Annotated in this window: 16 protein-coding genes; 5 read left to right on the top strand and 11 right to left on the bottom strand. The window is 49.3% G+C overall.

The features are described 5' to 3' along the window. Window positions 1-130: 130 nt before the first annotated feature. Window positions 131-571 carry an Rrf2 family transcriptional regulator gene (locus ACI31H_RS02260; RefSeq protein ID WP_439770378.1) on the bottom strand — a complete coding sequence of 147 codons (441 nt, stop codon included), beginning with the start codon at window positions 569-571 and terminating at the stop codon, window positions 131-133. Window positions 572-595: 24 nt separating this feature from the next. Further along, entirely contained in the window at window positions 596-1,447 is an 852-nt protein-coding gene (locus tag ACI31H_RS02255) for an NAD(P)H-binding protein (protein ID WP_439770377.1), read from the bottom strand. A 168-nt stretch (window positions 1,448-1,615) separates the two neighbouring features. On the opposite strand from ACI31H_RS02255, the gene ACI31H_RS02250 reads away from it, so the two are divergent. Genes ACI31H_RS02250 through ACI31H_RS02235 form a run of 4 tightly spaced genes read left to right on the top strand, consistent with a single transcriptional unit; the run spans window position 1,616 to window position 4,031 of the window. Further along, on the top strand, window positions 1,616-2,104 hold the full coding sequence (locus ACI31H_RS02250; RefSeq protein WP_439770376.1) for a pyridoxamine 5'-phosphate oxidase family protein: 489 nt from the start codon (window positions 1,616-1,618) through the stop codon (window positions 2,102-2,104). Beyond that, window positions 2,097-2,396, top strand: a complete 300-nt coding sequence (locus ACI31H_RS02245; RefSeq protein ID WP_439770375.1) for a hypothetical protein — start codon at window positions 2,097-2,099, stop codon at window positions 2,394-2,396. Before ACI31H_RS02250 ends, ACI31H_RS02245 begins: the two co-directional genes overlap by 8 nt. Before the next feature lie 11 nt (window positions 2,397-2,407). Beyond that, entirely contained in the window at window positions 2,408-3,199 is a 792-nt protein-coding gene (locus ACI31H_RS02240) for a protein-ADP-ribose hydrolase (RefSeq protein ID WP_439770374.1), read from the top strand. Beyond that, window positions 3,126-4,031 (top strand): Sir2 silent information regulator family NAD-dependent deacetylase, encoded by a 906-nt coding sequence (locus tag ACI31H_RS02235; protein ID WP_439770373.1) that lies wholly within the window; start codon window positions 3,126-3,128, stop codon window positions 4,029-4,031. The genes ACI31H_RS02240 and ACI31H_RS02235 overlap by 74 nt, the downstream gene beginning before the upstream one ends. A gap of 74 nt (window positions 4,032-4,105) precedes the next feature. Here ACI31H_RS02235 and pyrR read toward each other — a convergent pair whose 3' ends face one another. The 3 genes from pyrR to ACI31H_RS02220 all read right to left on the bottom strand — a co-directional run bounded on the left by pyrR (window position 4,106) and on the right by ACI31H_RS02220 (window position 7,046). Beyond that, on the bottom strand, window positions 4,106-4,648 hold the full coding sequence (pyrR, locus tag ACI31H_RS02230; RefSeq protein WP_439770372.1) for a bifunctional pyr operon transcriptional regulator/uracil phosphoribosyltransferase PyrR: 543 nt from the start codon (window positions 4,646-4,648) through the stop codon (window positions 4,106-4,108). A 174-nt stretch (window positions 4,649-4,822) separates the two neighbouring features. Then, window positions 4,823-5,623, bottom strand: coding sequence for a hypothetical protein (locus ACI31H_RS02225; protein ID WP_439770371.1), 801 nt, complete (start codon window positions 5,621-5,623; stop codon window positions 4,823-4,825). Between the two features lie 124 nt (window positions 5,624-5,747). Beyond that, a complete protein-coding gene (locus ACI31H_RS02220; RefSeq protein WP_439770370.1) occupies window positions 5,748-7,046 on the bottom strand; it encodes an adenylosuccinate synthase in 1,299 nt (432 codons plus the stop codon). Window positions 7,047-7,243: 197 nt separating this feature from the next. Here ACI31H_RS02220 and ACI31H_RS02215 point away from each other — a divergent pair, with 197 nt between their 5' ends. Beyond that, window positions 7,244-8,215, top strand: coding sequence for a GMP reductase (locus ACI31H_RS02215; RefSeq protein ID WP_439770369.1), 972 nt, complete (start codon window positions 7,244-7,246; stop codon window positions 8,213-8,215). Window positions 8,216-8,245: 30 nt separating this feature from the next. Here the strand turns inward: ACI31H_RS02215 and ACI31H_RS02210 are convergent, their stop codons facing one another. The 6 genes from ACI31H_RS02210 to ACI31H_RS02185 all read right to left on the bottom strand — a co-directional run bounded on the left by ACI31H_RS02210 (window position 8,246) and on the right by ACI31H_RS02185 (window position 14,221). Further along, entirely contained in the window at window positions 8,246-9,514 is a 1,269-nt protein-coding gene (locus ACI31H_RS02210) for a sensor histidine kinase (RefSeq protein WP_439770368.1), read from the bottom strand. A gap of 5 nt (window positions 9,515-9,519) precedes the next feature. Further along, the gene (locus tag ACI31H_RS02205) at window positions 9,520-10,185 is read right to left on the bottom strand and encodes a response regulator transcription factor (protein ID WP_439770367.1); all 666 of its coding nucleotides are present in this window, start codon (window positions 10,183-10,185) and stop codon (window positions 9,520-9,522) included. A gap of 8 nt (window positions 10,186-10,193) precedes the next feature. Then, window positions 10,194-10,802 (bottom strand): GTP pyrophosphokinase, encoded by a 609-nt coding sequence (locus ACI31H_RS02200; RefSeq protein WP_439770366.1) that lies wholly within the window; start codon window positions 10,800-10,802, stop codon window positions 10,194-10,196. Between the two features lie 79 nt (window positions 10,803-10,881). After that, window positions 10,882-12,663: a glycerophosphoryl diester phosphodiesterase membrane domain-containing protein gene (locus ACI31H_RS02195; protein WP_439770365.1), complete on the bottom strand. Its 1,782-nt coding sequence runs from the start codon at window positions 12,661-12,663 to the stop codon at window positions 10,882-10,884. A 12-nt stretch (window positions 12,664-12,675) separates the two neighbouring features. Further along, complete coding sequence (locus ACI31H_RS02190; protein ID WP_439770364.1) at window positions 12,676-13,875, bottom strand: MFS transporter; 1,200 nt, start codon at window positions 13,873-13,875, stop codon at window positions 12,676-12,678. Between the two features lie 97 nt (window positions 13,876-13,972). Beyond that, window positions 13,973-14,221 (bottom strand): AraC family ligand binding domain-containing protein, encoded by a 249-nt coding sequence (locus tag ACI31H_RS02185; protein ID WP_439770363.1) that lies wholly within the window; start codon window positions 14,219-14,221, stop codon window positions 13,973-13,975. Between the last annotated feature and the right edge of the window lie 97 nt (window positions 14,222-14,318).

The following is a 14,318-nucleotide window of genomic DNA, read 5'->3' as shown; positions in this document are numbered from 1 at the left end:
GTTTTTTATTTACCACCAACTGGGTGGCTAACTTCATTCTATAATCTACCAGAAAAATAATTTCCCGGGAATTTAAAATAAAGAAAGTGTGCGCGAGGTCGAAACGACTTCGCGCACACTTTCTTTTTGTTTAATGTTGTTTCTCCTTAACCCGCTGCTTAGCTAAAATGTCATCGATAACGTCGGCCAAACTGATCGTGGCCATTTCATCAAGGGCGGCTTTTTGCACCCGGGCATAGAAGCTATCCAGCGTGTCTTGAATGTTCCCTCCCACAACACACTGGGGATTCGTCTTAGGGTCAATGTGTAAAAGGTCATGATCCATATTGATTGCCAGATAAATATCACGAAGACTAACTGCTACTGGTTGCTTAACCAGGTGCGGGGCGGCCGTTCCCTTTCGCGTTTCAATAATTCCGGCCTCTCGTAAATCCGACATCAACTGACGAACAACACTGGGATTAGACTCAATACTCTTGGCGATGGCTCGACTAGACAGGTCTCCATCATGGTAGATATATAAATAACTTAAGATGTGAACTGCGTCACTGAGTTTATAAGAAAATTTCATATCTCCATTTTAACCTGTTGTTTTTTAACGTGCAAGTATTTCCCGGATTGCTTCCACAATCGGGGTAACTGGCCTGCCCAAGGCCTTTTCCAGGTCCGTACTTTCCTCTGCCAAATCACCAGAATCAATCGGCGCTTGGAAGGAAGCAAAAAGGCCGGCAGTGGCCGCGTCCAGGCCCGTATCTTCAAGTGCCTTAACGTAGTCATCATGGGAAACTTGCTTAACAGCAAAGTCGTTACCAGTAGCTTGCTTAAGAGCTGCACCTAAATCCTCATAGCTACGGGACTTACCAGCAAATTCATAAACCGCTTGGGGATTATCACTAGTAACGACCTTGGCTGCAGCTTCTGCATAATCACGTTCCAGTGCCCAACCAGCCTTATTGTTGGCCCAGTACAGTGCGTCCCGGCTAGCAGCACCACTTTGCAAAAAGCCAATTTCATTTTCTAAGTACCAGTTATCACGAAGAAAGGCGTGGGCAAGACCAGCCTCCTTAATAGCGTTCTCAGTCACCCGGTGGTCAGCCGCTAACGGCGTCGTCGACTTTTGCGCATTCGGGAAACTAACGTAGGCCACAAACTTAACACCATCATTAACCATTGCCTTAACGACATTTCCTTGCGCAGTCGCCCGGTTAACTTGACCACCCGGCTGTGAAGAAATAAAGAGTACCCGGTCAATCCCCTTTAGTGCATTATCCATTGAGACCGCGTCCTCATAGTCACCATGACGGACTTCATTATTCGGAAAGAGTTTCGTAGCCTTATCCGTATTTCGGGCAACCACCACGACATCCTTAACGTCAACTAACTTATTTAATTCCTTAACAGCAACCTGGCCAAAATTACCGGTTGCGGCAGTAACTGCATATTTCATTATTAACAATCTCCCTTACATGTTGTTTTTTAATTTACAATCATTATCTTAACACGTGTTATTTTAAAATCAACACGATGGAGAGATGTTTTTTTATTTTTGACAACTCTGAAATAAGGTGCTACCTTAAATACATGTAAAAATTAAAATAACAAGAAGGAGATTATTATGCGCCAAGCCGTTCCAACCTTAACTAACCAACTTACCAATGATGACTTTCTACAATTAATTGTCACCGCATTTCAATCAGTTGTTTTTGGTACCGTCGACCAGGAGGGTAATCCGCAAACCAACGTAGCCGATATTGAACTTTGTGAAAAAGGGCAACTGATCTTTGCAACGACCTTTGAAAAGCCCTTTTACCAACGACTCAAGGGACATCCCCAGATTTCAATCACCGCATTGCGGGGAAGCGAAACGATGAACAGTGTCGGTTTTACACTTACGGGGATTGCCAATGAAGTCGACCAGCAATATATTGACCAGATCTTCGCCAGTCATCCTGAAATGGAGCAAATTTCGGGTGAAAACTATTCTGAGCGCCGGAGTATTCTCCGTCCCTTTGCAATCACACCATTAGTAGGCTCAATCTATGACCTTCGCCAAAGTCCAATCTTCCAAAAGTCCTTTCGCTTCAGGGGTGGGCAAAATGTATAGGGTTATTGAACGCCACCTCGTTGCCAAGCACCTTAAAAATTTACGGGCGGCCCACCTCCTCAAAACCTACCAAAAAATTAGGGCCGAACTAGCCACTAACCCCTTCAGTACGACCCACCATTTTGAACTCTTAGAAAAACGTCGTCCCCGGCCCAACCTGTACTCCAAGAGGATTAGCCAAAGTAACCGGGTTGTTTACTCGGTTGATCAAAAGCGGGCTGTAATCGTGGTCTACAGTGCCTGGGGTCATTACGCTAGTGGAAATCAAAGTCTAATTCACCACCGCTTATAGGAGGAATCAGCATGATTCAAGCACACCGTCGTTGTTACCTAATTCAACACTTACTAGCCGAACACCCGGATGGTCAGGAGGTTGCCATCCCGGAAGACCCCCAACAGCAGCGGTCCTTACTGAGGGCCCTCTTCAACATTCGTCCAGCCCAACCGGTCTCCCCCGCGTTCAAGGTTATTCAGGACCAGTACCTCCAAAAACGGGCCCAGCAAAAGGGAATTGTTAACGAGCGCCACTTTCAACCAGGCCTTAATCTCTGGCAAGGTGACATTACCCGTCTAAAGGTCGATGCCATTGTTAATGCTGCTAATAGTGGGCTGACAGGATGCTACATACCTAACCATAACTGCATCGACAACGCCATCCACACCTTTGCCGGGGTTGAGCTCCGCTATGCTTGTGCCCAACTGGTGACTGCTCAAGGTCATCCGGAAGAAACTGGCCAGGCCAAGATTACCCCGGCCTTCAACCTTCCCAGTAAGTACGTCATTCACACCGTGGGTCCCATCGTTTCTACTCCAACCCCCACAACCGTTAACATCTCACAACTAGCCGCTTCTTACCGTAACGCGTTGCACTTGGCAACTCATTACCACCTCAAGAGTATCGCTTTTCCCTGTATTTCAACCGGTGTTTTTCATTTTCCGAACCAACTGGCCGCACAGATTGCGATCCAAACAACGAGGGAATTTCTCAAGGAACCAACAACTATTAAGAAGGTGATTTTTGATGTCTTCAAAGACAACGATAGCCGAATTTACCAACAACTACTCCGACCCAATCAAAGCGGTCAAAAGATTTAGTGCCCGGGCCGATGCCGTAATCGTCGGTGCTGGTTCAGGACTTTCAACCGCCGCTGGTCTCACCTATACCGGGCCCCGGTTTAGAACCTACTTCAGTGACTTTCAGTCGAAGTACGGCATTGAGAATATGTATTCTGGGGGCTTTTTCTCCTTTCCAACGGCAGCCGAACAATGGGCCTGGTGGTCCCGGGTAATTTGGCTTAACCGTTACCAACCAGCACCCAACGATACTTATCAGCAACTAGTCCACTTTTTGCGCAGGACTAACTACTTTGTACTAACTACCAACGTTGACCACCAGTTCCAACGCGCCGGCCTTGATAAGGAACGGCTATTTTACACACAGGGTGACTACGGTCTTTTCCAACGTTCCGCCAGTAATCAAACCTTTGATAACTACCAACTAATTAAAAAGATGGTGCTCGCCCAGGGCTTCAAGCTTGGTCCAGACCAGCAACTACTCATTCCCCAAGGTGCCCAAATTAAAATGCAGGTTCCGGTCGAGCTAGTTAACCAGGCCCAACCGTTTAGCCTTAACCTGCGAGTTGACAATAATTTCGTCGAAGACGCTGGTTGGCACGAGGCGGCAAACCGGTTTAGCAGCTTTATCGCCCGCCACCAGACCGGCCGGGTACTTTTCCTCGAGCTCGGCGTGGGGATGAATACTCCTGGTATTATCAAGTACCCCTTCTGGAATTGGACCGCGAATAATCCAGCGGCCTGCCTAGTGACGGTCGATAAGTCACGGCTAATCTACCCTCAAGAAATTAGCCGGCGAACAATTGCTATTAAGGGCGACCTAGCGAACTTCATTCAACAACTTAATAACTAAATCAAAGGGAGGGGAAGAATAAAATTCTTCCCCTCCCTTTAATTTATATCATTACGAAAAGTAAACTTTAGGGCTTATTTTTCGTTACGTTCAATTGTAATATCTTCATGCCCATCGTATTCTTCAACGGCGACGTGCACCGTTTCATCAGATGAGGTTGGAATATTCTTCCCCACAAAGTCCGGCCGGATCGGCAACTCACGGTGGCCCCGGTCGACCAGTACTGCCAGTGAAATCCGCTTAGGACGCCCCATATCCATCAGGGCATCTAATGCGGCCCGGACTGTCCGGCCCGTGAAGAGGACGTCATCAACCAAGATCACGTGCTTGTCCGTGATGTCGACATCGAGTTGCTTGGTACGGACAGTTGGTTCCACATGGTTGTCAGGGATGTGGCGGTCATCCCGGTAGAGGGAAACGTCTAATGCCGCTACCGGAACGTCAACATTCTCCAACTGGTTTAGTCGTTTAGCTAACCGCTTGGCAAGGTAAATTCCCCGGGTCTTGATGCCGACAAAGACCAGGTTATCGACCCCCTTGTTTTGTTCGATAATTTCGTAAGTAATCCGGGTTAATGCACGCTGCATGCTTGAACCATCAACAATTTCATGTGCCATGATTGCTTCTCTCCTTTAATCATTCTCTATTCCAACTTAAAAAGTTCCCCATTAGGCGCCAGTACTAACGGAGAACTTGGGTTAATATTCCATCGTTCCTTGTTGGTCTCGCAGGGCCACTTAAAGGGAAGTATTTGCTTACATTTTAAATGGAGCGGTAAACACTGTCAATCATTAGTTATTACTAAACCGGTCGAGCCAGGTCGAAAGCTGCTGGGAGACGGTATCCCAAATCTTAGTGAAGCCGGGTTGGTCTTTTAAACCGTTAACCGCACTGACCCCATTTTCTGGATCCTGCCGAACCTGGTTAATCACGTTGGTAACCTGGCTCGTATTATTCTTCACCGTCGAATCATCGGTCTGATTTTGCAACTGTTCAGTCTTATTTTCCACCTGGTTGAGTCGGTCATTTAAGGCCTGTTGGTCATGGTCACGCTGGTATTGCTTGGCCGCCCCTTTTAGCTCGGCAACCTGGTTGGCTAGTTGCCGGTTATCAGAACTCAATTTGGCAATACTGCTAGAATTATCACTAATTTGACTACTCTGTTGGGCATTGTTATTCGCCTGCTCCTGTTGTTCAGCCCGGTGGTGGGCACTAATTCCCCACCAGACCAGTAAGAGGATAATGACGAGTAAAATTCCCAGCAACCACTGACGCCGGTGCGGGTTCTTTGTCGATGACGTTTTCGAATCCGCCGGCTGACTATCAACCTGGCTAGCGGGCCGGACATGGAGGGTTACGCTGTCCTGGGCCGTTTGCCCCTGCGCATCCATTACACTTAGCATTACCGGGTATTCACCCTGTTGGTCAATATTGACCTGGGTTAGGTTCACAACAATCTTGTTAGTTAAGTCTTCACCATTACCTCCACTAGCATGAACCCCTAGTTGCTGGATCAAGTCAGCCTGGTTAATGGTTTGGTGCAGCGGCCAGTCCAGGTAGTGGCGAGCCGCGGTCAGTTGTAGATTAGCCATTTCAGATACCTCATTTTATTAATTTGCACTAGTATTGTACCGCGTGCACCGGGCATAAAAGAAAAGAAGCTGGAAAAAAGTAATATTCTTTCCAACTTCTTAATTTTATGTGTAAAAGTTAAGCTTAATTTTCAGCCATTTCCCAAGGGTTCTTAACGATAATCGTTTGAATCCGGTCGGCACCAACGGAAACGGTTGCCAGCGGAACATTTGATAGTTCGCTAACCCGCTTCAGGTAGTTTTGGGCATTTTCTGGGAGGTCTTCAAACTTCTTAACACCAGTAATATCTTCCGTCCAGCCCGGCAGCTCATCATAAACTGGTTCGCACCGTTCCAGCTCCTTTAGGCTAGCTGGGTAGTAGTCAATGACCTTACCGTCTAACTTGTAAGCCTTGCAGATCTTAATGGTCTTCAAACCAGTCAGAACATCGAGCAAGTTCAAGCTCAGGCAGGAAATTCCGGAGACCCGACGAGCATGGCGCATTGCAACGCTGTCGAACCAGCCAACCCGCCGTGGACGACCCGTCACGGTCCCGTATTCATGACCAGTTTCCCGAATTTGGTCACCAATTTCATCCGTCAATTCAGATGGGAAAGGACCGGCACCAACCCGGGTGGAGTAAGCCTTGCAGATTCCTACAACCGTATTGATCTTGTTCGGGCCAACTCCCACCCCGGTGCAAACACCACCGGCAATCGGGTTAGAAGCCGTTACGTATGGGTAAGTCCCCTGGTCAACGTCTAGCATGACCCCTTGAGCTCCTTCAAAGAGGACCCGCTTACCATCATCTAAGGCGTCGTTAACGATCCGCGCCGTATCGGTAACGTACTTCTTCAATTCTTGACCATATTCATAGTAGCTTTCAAAAATATCGTCAAAGTTGATCGGGTCAACGTGGTAGAGCTTTGTGAACAGTTCATTCTTCTCTGCCAGGTTCCGCCGTAACTTCGTTTCAAAGGTGTCCTTTTCTAACAGGTCGCACATCCGGATACCAACCCGGGAAACCTTGTCCATGTAAGTAGGACCAATCCCGTTCTTAGTCGTTCCGACCTTGTGATCACCTTTCGCCTTTTCCTGACACTTATCCAGCAAGATGTGGTAAGGGAAGGTAACGTGGGACCGGCTAGAAATCCGTAATCCTGAGGTATCAATTCCGTTGTCTTGGAGGTAATGCAATTCCTTCAACAAGGCCGGCGGATTGATAACAACACCGTTACCGATCACCGCTAACTTGTCCTTTCCAAAAATTCCCGATGGGACTAAGCGCAAAGCAAACTTCTTCCCATCAAAGGCGATGGTGTGGCCGGCATTGTTTCCCCCTTGAGAACGTACAACCACGTCCGCATCCTGGCTCAGGTAATCGGTCATCTTACCCTTTCCTTCATCGCCCCATTGACTACCAACAATAACAACTGATGACATCATTTTCACCTCATCGTTTATTTTCGTAAAAAAGACGTTTTTACTTCACTATCCTACCGAAATCAGCGTTGATCGTCAATGGCTTTTCGAACTATTTTTAAATTTATCTATCAAAATGTACGAAAATATCATTGACGGCCACTGGACATTGGTTCATAATAGCTATCGGAATTTTCTAACAAAAAGGAGCTATTCATGTGAGAACGTTCGATTATGATGATGTCCAACTAATCCCTAATAAGTGTGTAATCAAGAGCCGTAAAGAGGCCGATACCAGCGTTAAATTTGGCCCGCGCACCTTTAAAATCCCGGTTGTCCCCGCCAACATGGAAAGTGTTATTAACGAAGATTTAGCGGTTTGGTTAGCCCAAAACGGTTACTACTATGTGATGCACCGCTTCGAACCCGCCGACCGCCTCGGCTTTGTTCAGCGAATGCACCAACGGCACCTCTTTGCCTCGATCTCCGTGGGGATTAAGGATGCCGAGTACGACTTTATTGACCAGCTAAAAGCCGAACAATCGGTTCCAGAATATATCACCATTGACGTCGCCCATGGTCATTCGGATTTTGTCATTAAAATGATTCAATACATTAAGAAGCAACTACCCGGCGCGTTTGTCACGGCCGGCAATGTCGCCACGCCAGAAGCAGTCCGCGACCTGGAGAATGCTGGTGCCGACGCGACCAAGGTTGGGGTTGGCCCTGGTAAGGCCTGCATCACCAAGCTAAAGACGGGTTTTGGAACCGGGGGATGGCAACTAGCCGCCATCCGCCTCTGTGCCAAGGCCGCGCGGAAACCGATTATCGCTGATGGTGGGATTCGCCACAATGGTGATATCGCCAAGTCCGTCCGCTTCGGCGCTTCGATGGTGATGATCGGCTCGATGCTCGCCGGTCACCTCGAATCACCAGGCCACATCATTACCATTGACGGTAAACGTTACAAGCAGTACTGGGGCTCTGCTTCCGAGGTTCAAAAGGGCGCCTACCGCAATGTGGAAGGTAAGCAAATGCTGGTTCCCTTCCGTGGCTCCATTAAGGACACCCTCCGTGAAATGAAGGAGGACCTCCAGTCATCCATTTCCTACGCTGGTGGTTGGGATCTTGCCTCCATTCGTACCGTCGACTATGTTATCGTTAAAAACTCCATTATGGATGGGGATTAGAAAAATAAGGGGTAAGACTGAAATTCAGTCTTACCCCTTATTCTTGTCTACGGAAGCCGCCTTTAACGTGACTGCCATAATAATCTTACCATCCGCATACTTCGCATTGATCCGCCCGCCAAAGTTACGGACGATCATTTGGGCCATCGAAAGACCAATACCAAAGCCCGCCTTCTGATTCACTGTCCGGGCCTTATCTTCCCGGTAAAAGCGCTCAAAGAAGCGGCGTGGATCAACCTGGTCGCCAGCCGCATAACTATTAGTAACCGCGAGTGTAATGCTCTTATTACGTTTACCCGGGCGAAGGCTCAGCCCAACGGTGCCTCCCTGATCACAATACTTATTCGCGTTATCCAATAAAATGCTGACTAATTCGTAGAAATAATTTTGGTCAACATTGGCCCGCAGGTCAGGAGTTACCGCCAGCTTAAAGTGGTGGCCATCCCCCTTGATGACACTCGCCAGTCCCTGGGCAACCTTCGTTGTCACCTGGCTGACGTTCACCAGGCTAACGCTAATCGTCGGCTGCTCTTGCAAGCGGGCCAGGGAAACCAGGGAGTTAATCAGGCTAGTTAAGCGGTCAACTTGTTGCTTGGTGCTGGTCGTTAGTTCCGTCTCCCCAGTCGTCAATTCCTGGAGCTCCGTATTCGCCTCGATCACCGACAGGGGGGTCTTTAATTCGTGTCCCGCATTGGTAATAAACTCCTTTTGCCGCTGTTCGGCCTGGATAATCGGCCTAATTGCCCGCCGTGAAAAGAGGATTAAAATGGTCATATACAAGATCAAACTGACCAGTCCGAGCAAGAGTCCGATGTAGATAATTTCCCGGGTCCTGGTCATCAGGAGGCTCTCATCTAAGAACACGACGACTGTGCGGCCATTAAACGGCTTAATCTTATAGGCATAGACGGTTCGCTTGTAAAGCACGTGGCCTTGATTTCCGGACCGTCCTTGAACGCGCTGGGCCAGTTTTTTAATCTCGACCGGTGATACCGATAGAATATGCTGGTTGTCAACCGCTACCGGGCCACCACCATCCGGAATCGTGGCGCTAAAGAAACGGTACTGAAAAAGGCTTTCCCGCGTAAACTGGGGCTGGGTAAACAACGCCGGCTGGTTTTTAACTCGCCCCGCCGGCATCTCCCCTTCGTTATTAGCCAGAATCGTTAAGACGGCATTCACTTCCTGTCGGGAACGAACGTAGGTAACGGCACTAATACTACCCACAATCGTTAAAATTACCAGGACCAGGGCCCCGGTCGAAAAAATAATAAACTTCTTACGGAAATGTTGAATCATCGCACTCACTCCTTTAGCGCGTATGGACCACCCTTCTCACCAGTAACCTGGACCGTCGATTGGATTGAGTGGAGTTTTTGCCGCAAATAGGAGATCGTGATCCAGACATCCTCTTCATCGGCCGGTGCCGCCGTTCCCCATACGTGGTGAAGAAGGTCGGTAGTGGATAATTGCTTTCCGGCATTTAAAATCAGGTAGGCCAACAGTTGGGTCTCCTCACGGGTTAAACTGATGGAGTTATGACTCGCCACTACCTGTTCCTCACTGTTTAATTCCAGGTCTTTAAACTGTAATTCCCGGTCATCAAAGCTGCTCGTCCGCCGTTCCCGTGACCGGAGGCGGGCCAGTAGTTCCTTTAGTGAGAAGGGCTTCGTAATGTAGTCGTCCGCACCGGCATCAAGACCGTTAACCCGGTCATCGACTTCTGCCATCGCCGTTAGCATGATCACGTAGGTCCGGTCGCCGCTTGCCCGAATCTCCTTTAGCGCGGTGACCCCATCCTTGACTGGCATCATAATGTCCAAAATGATGACGTCATAGGCATTCTTTTGGGCCAGGTCGACCGCCTTTTGCCCGTCATCAACTGCATCCACCTGGTAACCGGTATTCGTCATGGCCAGTTTTAGTACCCGGGCTAACTGGGCCTCATCTTCTGCTAGTAAGATTCGCATATTGTTGACTATCCTTCCTGAATTAACTGTCGAATTGTCTGCATCTGAACATCACACGATGCTAGCTGGTCGGCACATCGTTTGAGCTCCCGGCCAATCCGCTCGGGATCCTTAATATCGTGCTTATACTTCAGTTCATGCTCCAGGCTCGCCCACGAATCCATCGCAATGGTGCGCAACTGGACCTCAACAAAAAAGTGACCTGGCTGCTGACCAGTCACATCCGCAAAGGGTTCCTGGACGTCCAAAATCAAGTGATAACTCCGGTAGCCATTTGGCTTGGCGTTAGTAATATAGTCCTTCTCCTTGACAATCGTACACCAGGGGGCCCGGGCAAATTCGGCCCGACACCGCGAAATATCGCTGATAAAGTTACAGACTAACCGGACCCCGACCGCATCATGGCACCGGCGAAGGGCCGATTCCGTGGTCACTGGGTAGTGCTTTCGTTGACACTTCTCAACCATGCTTAGCGGCTCCTTCACCCGGCCAATCAAGTGTTCATATAACTTGGGTTGGTGAGCGGCGACGACCGCCTGGTTACGCTGTTTAATTTTCTGTTCAACGTCCGTTAAAACATTCGCCAGGTCATCTGCGTACTGTCCATAAATTGACATACTAATCACCGTTCCTTACTATCAGCAAATTATAGTAACTATTTTTAAACTTATTGTGCCCTTTTTCTTAATAATCGCTTTACCAGCTAAACTCGGCCGAAGTCGGTACGACCATCACGTAGTTGAGCAGGCGCCGCCCATAGCTGCGCTGCCCCTCGTAATCAGCAATCGCCCGGTTTAACTCGACCAGGTTGTCAGTGATAATACCATCAACGTTTTTGTACATCAACTGCTTCATTACTACATCGTCGTTCACCGTCCAAGCATAAACAAACTTATTTTGGAGGTGGGCCAGGTTAATGAAGTCATCGGTTAGTGTCGAATACTCCATCGAATACCCACTCGCCGCGGTATTCGGGTAGGTAAAGTTGTAGGGCTGAATATAGAGGACCGTCAGGCGCGGGTCGAGTTGCCGCAACTGCTTCACTACCCGGTAATTTAGTGAATGCAACTGGTCATGGTGGCGGACTAAGGTTGTCCCGTACCGGCGCACAAACCGTCGGAGCATCCCGGGTGAATCCTGGGGCGTCGTTTTGACCTCGACTAGCAAGCGTTGGTGAAGACGGTTAGCAGTCTTTAAATAGTCATCAAAGCTGGCAATTTTAGCCTGGTGGCCATTCTCACGGGCCGTCAGGTGGGTTAACTGACCAAGCGTCAACTGGTGGGGCGTCTTATTCACGCCCGTTAATGCTGCTAGGTTTTCATCGTGGAGCACCACAAACTGGTGGTCCTTCGTCTCGTGGATATCCATCTCGACGTAATCTGGGTGTAGGCGGTGGGTCTTAACCATCGCCGGGATTGTATTTTGAACCCCGTTTTGGTCGGCCACCCCCCGGTGTGAAACCGTCACTGGTCGCCGGTCGCCCCGGCCGCTAAGGTAAAAGGCGTTCCCCACGCCCGTTCCAATGGTCAACACGACCAGGGCAACGATTACGGTAATTCGACTAGCAAGGGAGTGACCTGGTTGCGCTCTAGCGTGGTTATCAACTAACGGTTGAAATAGCGTCTTGATCGTCAGGGTTGTCGCCCAGGCCGCCAAGAACTCGCTCCCGAGCTGGATTACCAAGAGGTCACCGATAGCAAAGTAGTAGGCCGCGGACCCCAGCAAGTGGTCAGCCCCAAACTGGAGGCCAACCGTTAAGGCATAGAAGATTCCCATGGCAAACACTACTAAAAGCCCAATCACAATCACCCGGGCCAACGGCGGCCACCACTGGCCCCGCCGTGTCCGGTGCCAACTGTTTACGAGCGCCGTCCGCGGTTGCTGCCCCCGATAAATCATTAACGGCAGGGCGTAGATTAGGCGGACCCCCACGATAAAAATAAGACCGTAGAACAAGATTAACAGGGTCACTAACAGGGCATTCCGGGTTAGATAATCCAGAATAAATTGCGGAATTTGCACCTTCGCGAGTAAGGGGGTCCGAAAGACCAGGTCCGCAAACGGGACGACGAGAAGAAAGTAGACTAGCAGGACCAGGAGCGAACTGCCCCGCAGGCTCGCCAACCGGTGGCCGGTTTCGCCCAGTAGGCGCCGAATTTTTAACCGCCCCTGGCCGATCTCTTGGATCCCCAGGAGGACGAGGGTAAACTGCCCATAGATAACTAGGAGCAGGCAGATTAGTTCAGCAACCAGTGCCAAAACCACTAACGGGTGGCGGGTAACGATCGTAACGATATTTTGGTAGGAAACAAAGGGGACCTCCCCCGCCTGGAGGACCAGGGTGGTCACTAGCCGGAAAAGGGGGATAACGATCAGCTGGACTAGGAGGTCAATACTAATAAACAGACCGAGGTACTGAAACCAGTGGCGGGTAAATTGGCGGGTTCCCCGGCATAATTCGCGATAGATTATCTTCATCAGCCGGTACCACTAATTTAAATCAGCCTGGTGGTGGGCCACGGCACCATTAAGCTTTTTCCGGTTGGCTAGGTAGATCAAGAGGATCAATGGCACAATTACCAGCATTACTAGGTAGAAATCCTCAACTGGCAGTAGGGTATCGATGACCCCACCGACGATTGGCCCCAACGTCATTCCAATATCGATACCGAGGAAGAAGGTTGCACTGGCCAATCCCCGGTCATTGGCAGGCGCCATCATCATTGCCGTGGACTGACAAACCGAATAGATTGTCCCGTAGCCTAGCGCCATCCCAGCCGCCGCGAGGGCCATCTCCCAGTTGCTCTTCATAACCGCTAACATCAGCAGGTAAAAGACATTGGCCACCAGACTAGCGATTAGCCAAATGCCAAAGCGTACCGTGTCAAACTGGTTCCGTAAGACTAACCGAATCGCCAACAAGACGACGGCGTAAATCATAAAGTAGGCGCCCACGGCAATCGACAGGTGCCGTTGTTCCACGTAGGTAACGATGTCGGCCTGGGTCGCAAAGTAAGAGATCGCAAAAAGACCGATCATCGCGGCCACCGGAATCGAATCCCGTTGAATGATCTTAATGTGCCAATGGGCCGCGGTCGGTTGACCACTCCGCTTTGGTTGTGCCCGGTTACCCACAAATTGGATGGTGACAACCACCATTAGGGCCGCCACGGCCGAAATAATAATTGCTAAACGGTACCCGATCACCCGGTAAAGGTCAATCGAGATCGCTGGCGCCAGGGCCATCGCTAGGGCGTTCATTAGGCCATAAAAACTCATCGCCTCGCCCACGTGTGAAAAGGGAACGAGGTAGGATAACCAGGTGGTCATGCAGACCGTACAGAGGACGTAGCCCAGCCCGTTAATTAGGCGAAATACCAGTAGCAGGCCACTGTTCGGGGTCAGAATATAGCCGAGTACCCCGATGAAGGATAATAGCCCGCCGATAAAGGAGAGCTGGTACTTAGAAAAATGGTCGGTGAGGTTCCCCGCAATGGGCCGTAAAAACATGGCCACGATACTCATCATCCCCACGATTACCCCCGCAAAGGTACTGCTGGCCCCTAACTCCTTAGCATAACCATTAATCAGGGGGTTACAGTACATATTGCTAAACATGAAGAAGAAGGCGGCCGCCATTACCAGCACCACGTCCTTCGTAAAAATTGATTCTTTCTCTTTTTTTGCCATCCCAACATAACTTCCTTAATTTAAAAATCTACCTTTACCTTATCACAAAAAAGACCAGCCCCTGTAGCAAAGTTTGCTACGGGGCTGGTCACTTTTACTAACGGAGGTGGGACTTAATCACCATGACTTCGGTGTCTTCAACCGCCTGTAAGTCATGCCATTCACCGGGGGTCATCTTGACAATGTCACCGGGGACTAACGTTTCCTGGTGATCATTATCAACATCGCCAAAAATTACCTTACCCTTCACTGGTACTACAATGACGTCGTAATCAACGTGGTGCTTAGGAACCACCTTACCGGCTGGAATTACTAAGTGGGTAACCACTTGGCTCGGTGTTTCCACAATATTTTCTGCTAGGTCAACCTGGGAATTAGTCTTAATAAACTGGTAGATTATAGAATGAAGTTAGCCACCCAGTTGGTGGTAAATAAAAAACGCC

The sequence above is a fragment of the Limosilactobacillus sp. genome, assembly GCF_051873035.1.
In the GTDB taxonomy this organism is placed as follows: Bacteria; Bacillota; Bacilli; order Lactobacillales; family Lactobacillaceae; genus Limosilactobacillus.
The sequence above is the reverse complement of the archived record's forward strand: the minus strand, read 5'-3'. Positions and strand labels throughout refer to the sequence as shown.

Bases quoted from the DNA above. Each gene is read 5' to 3' on its own strand.
- ACI31H_RS02260 (WP_439770378.1), bottom strand. From the start codon at position 571: ATGAAATTTTCTTATAAACTCAGTGACGCAGTTCACATCTTAAGTTAT.
- ACI31H_RS02255 (WP_439770377.1), bottom strand. From the start codon at position 1,447: ATGAAATATGCAGTTACTGCCGCAACCGGTAATTTTGGCCAGGTTGCT.
- ACI31H_RS02250 (WP_439770376.1), top strand. From the start codon at position 1,616: ATGCGCCAAGCCGTTCCAACCTTAACTAACCAACTTACCAATGATGAC.
- ACI31H_RS02245 (WP_439770375.1), top strand. From the start codon at position 2,097: ATGTATAGGGTTATTGAACGCCACCTCGTTGCCAAGCACCTTAAAAAT.
- ACI31H_RS02240 (WP_439770374.1), top strand. From the start codon at position 2,408: ATGATTCAAGCACACCGTCGTTGTTACCTAATTCAACACTTACTAGCC.
- ACI31H_RS02235 (WP_439770373.1), top strand. From the start codon at position 3,126: ATGTCTTCAAAGACAACGATAGCCGAATTTACCAACAACTACTCCGAC.
- pyrR (WP_439770372.1), bottom strand. From the start codon at position 4,648: ATGGCACATGAAATTGTTGATGGTTCAAGCATGCAGCGTGCATTAACC.
- ACI31H_RS02225 (WP_439770371.1), bottom strand. From the start codon at position 5,623: ATGGCTAATCTACAACTGACCGCGGCTCGCCACTACCTGGACTGGCCG.
- ACI31H_RS02220 (WP_439770370.1), bottom strand. From the start codon at position 7,046: ATGTCATCAGTTGTTATTGTTGGTAGTCAATGGGGCGATGAAGGAAAG.
- ACI31H_RS02210 (WP_439770368.1), bottom strand. From the start codon at position 9,514: ATGATTCAACATTTCCGTAAGAAGTTTATTATTTTTTCGACCGGGGCC.
- ACI31H_RS02205 (WP_439770367.1), bottom strand. From the start codon at position 10,185: ATGCGAATCTTACTAGCAGAAGATGAGGCCCAGTTAGCCCGGGTACTA.
- ACI31H_RS02200 (WP_439770366.1), bottom strand. From the start codon at position 10,802: ATGTCAATTTATGGACAGTACGCAGATGACCTGGCGAATGTTTTAACG.
- ACI31H_RS02195 (WP_439770365.1), bottom strand. From the start codon at position 12,663: ATGAAGATAATCTATCGCGAATTATGCCGGGGAACCCGCCAATTTACC.
- ACI31H_RS02190 (WP_439770364.1), bottom strand. From the start codon at position 13,875: ATGGCAAAAAAAGAGAAAGAATCAATTTTTACGAAGGACGTGGTGCTG.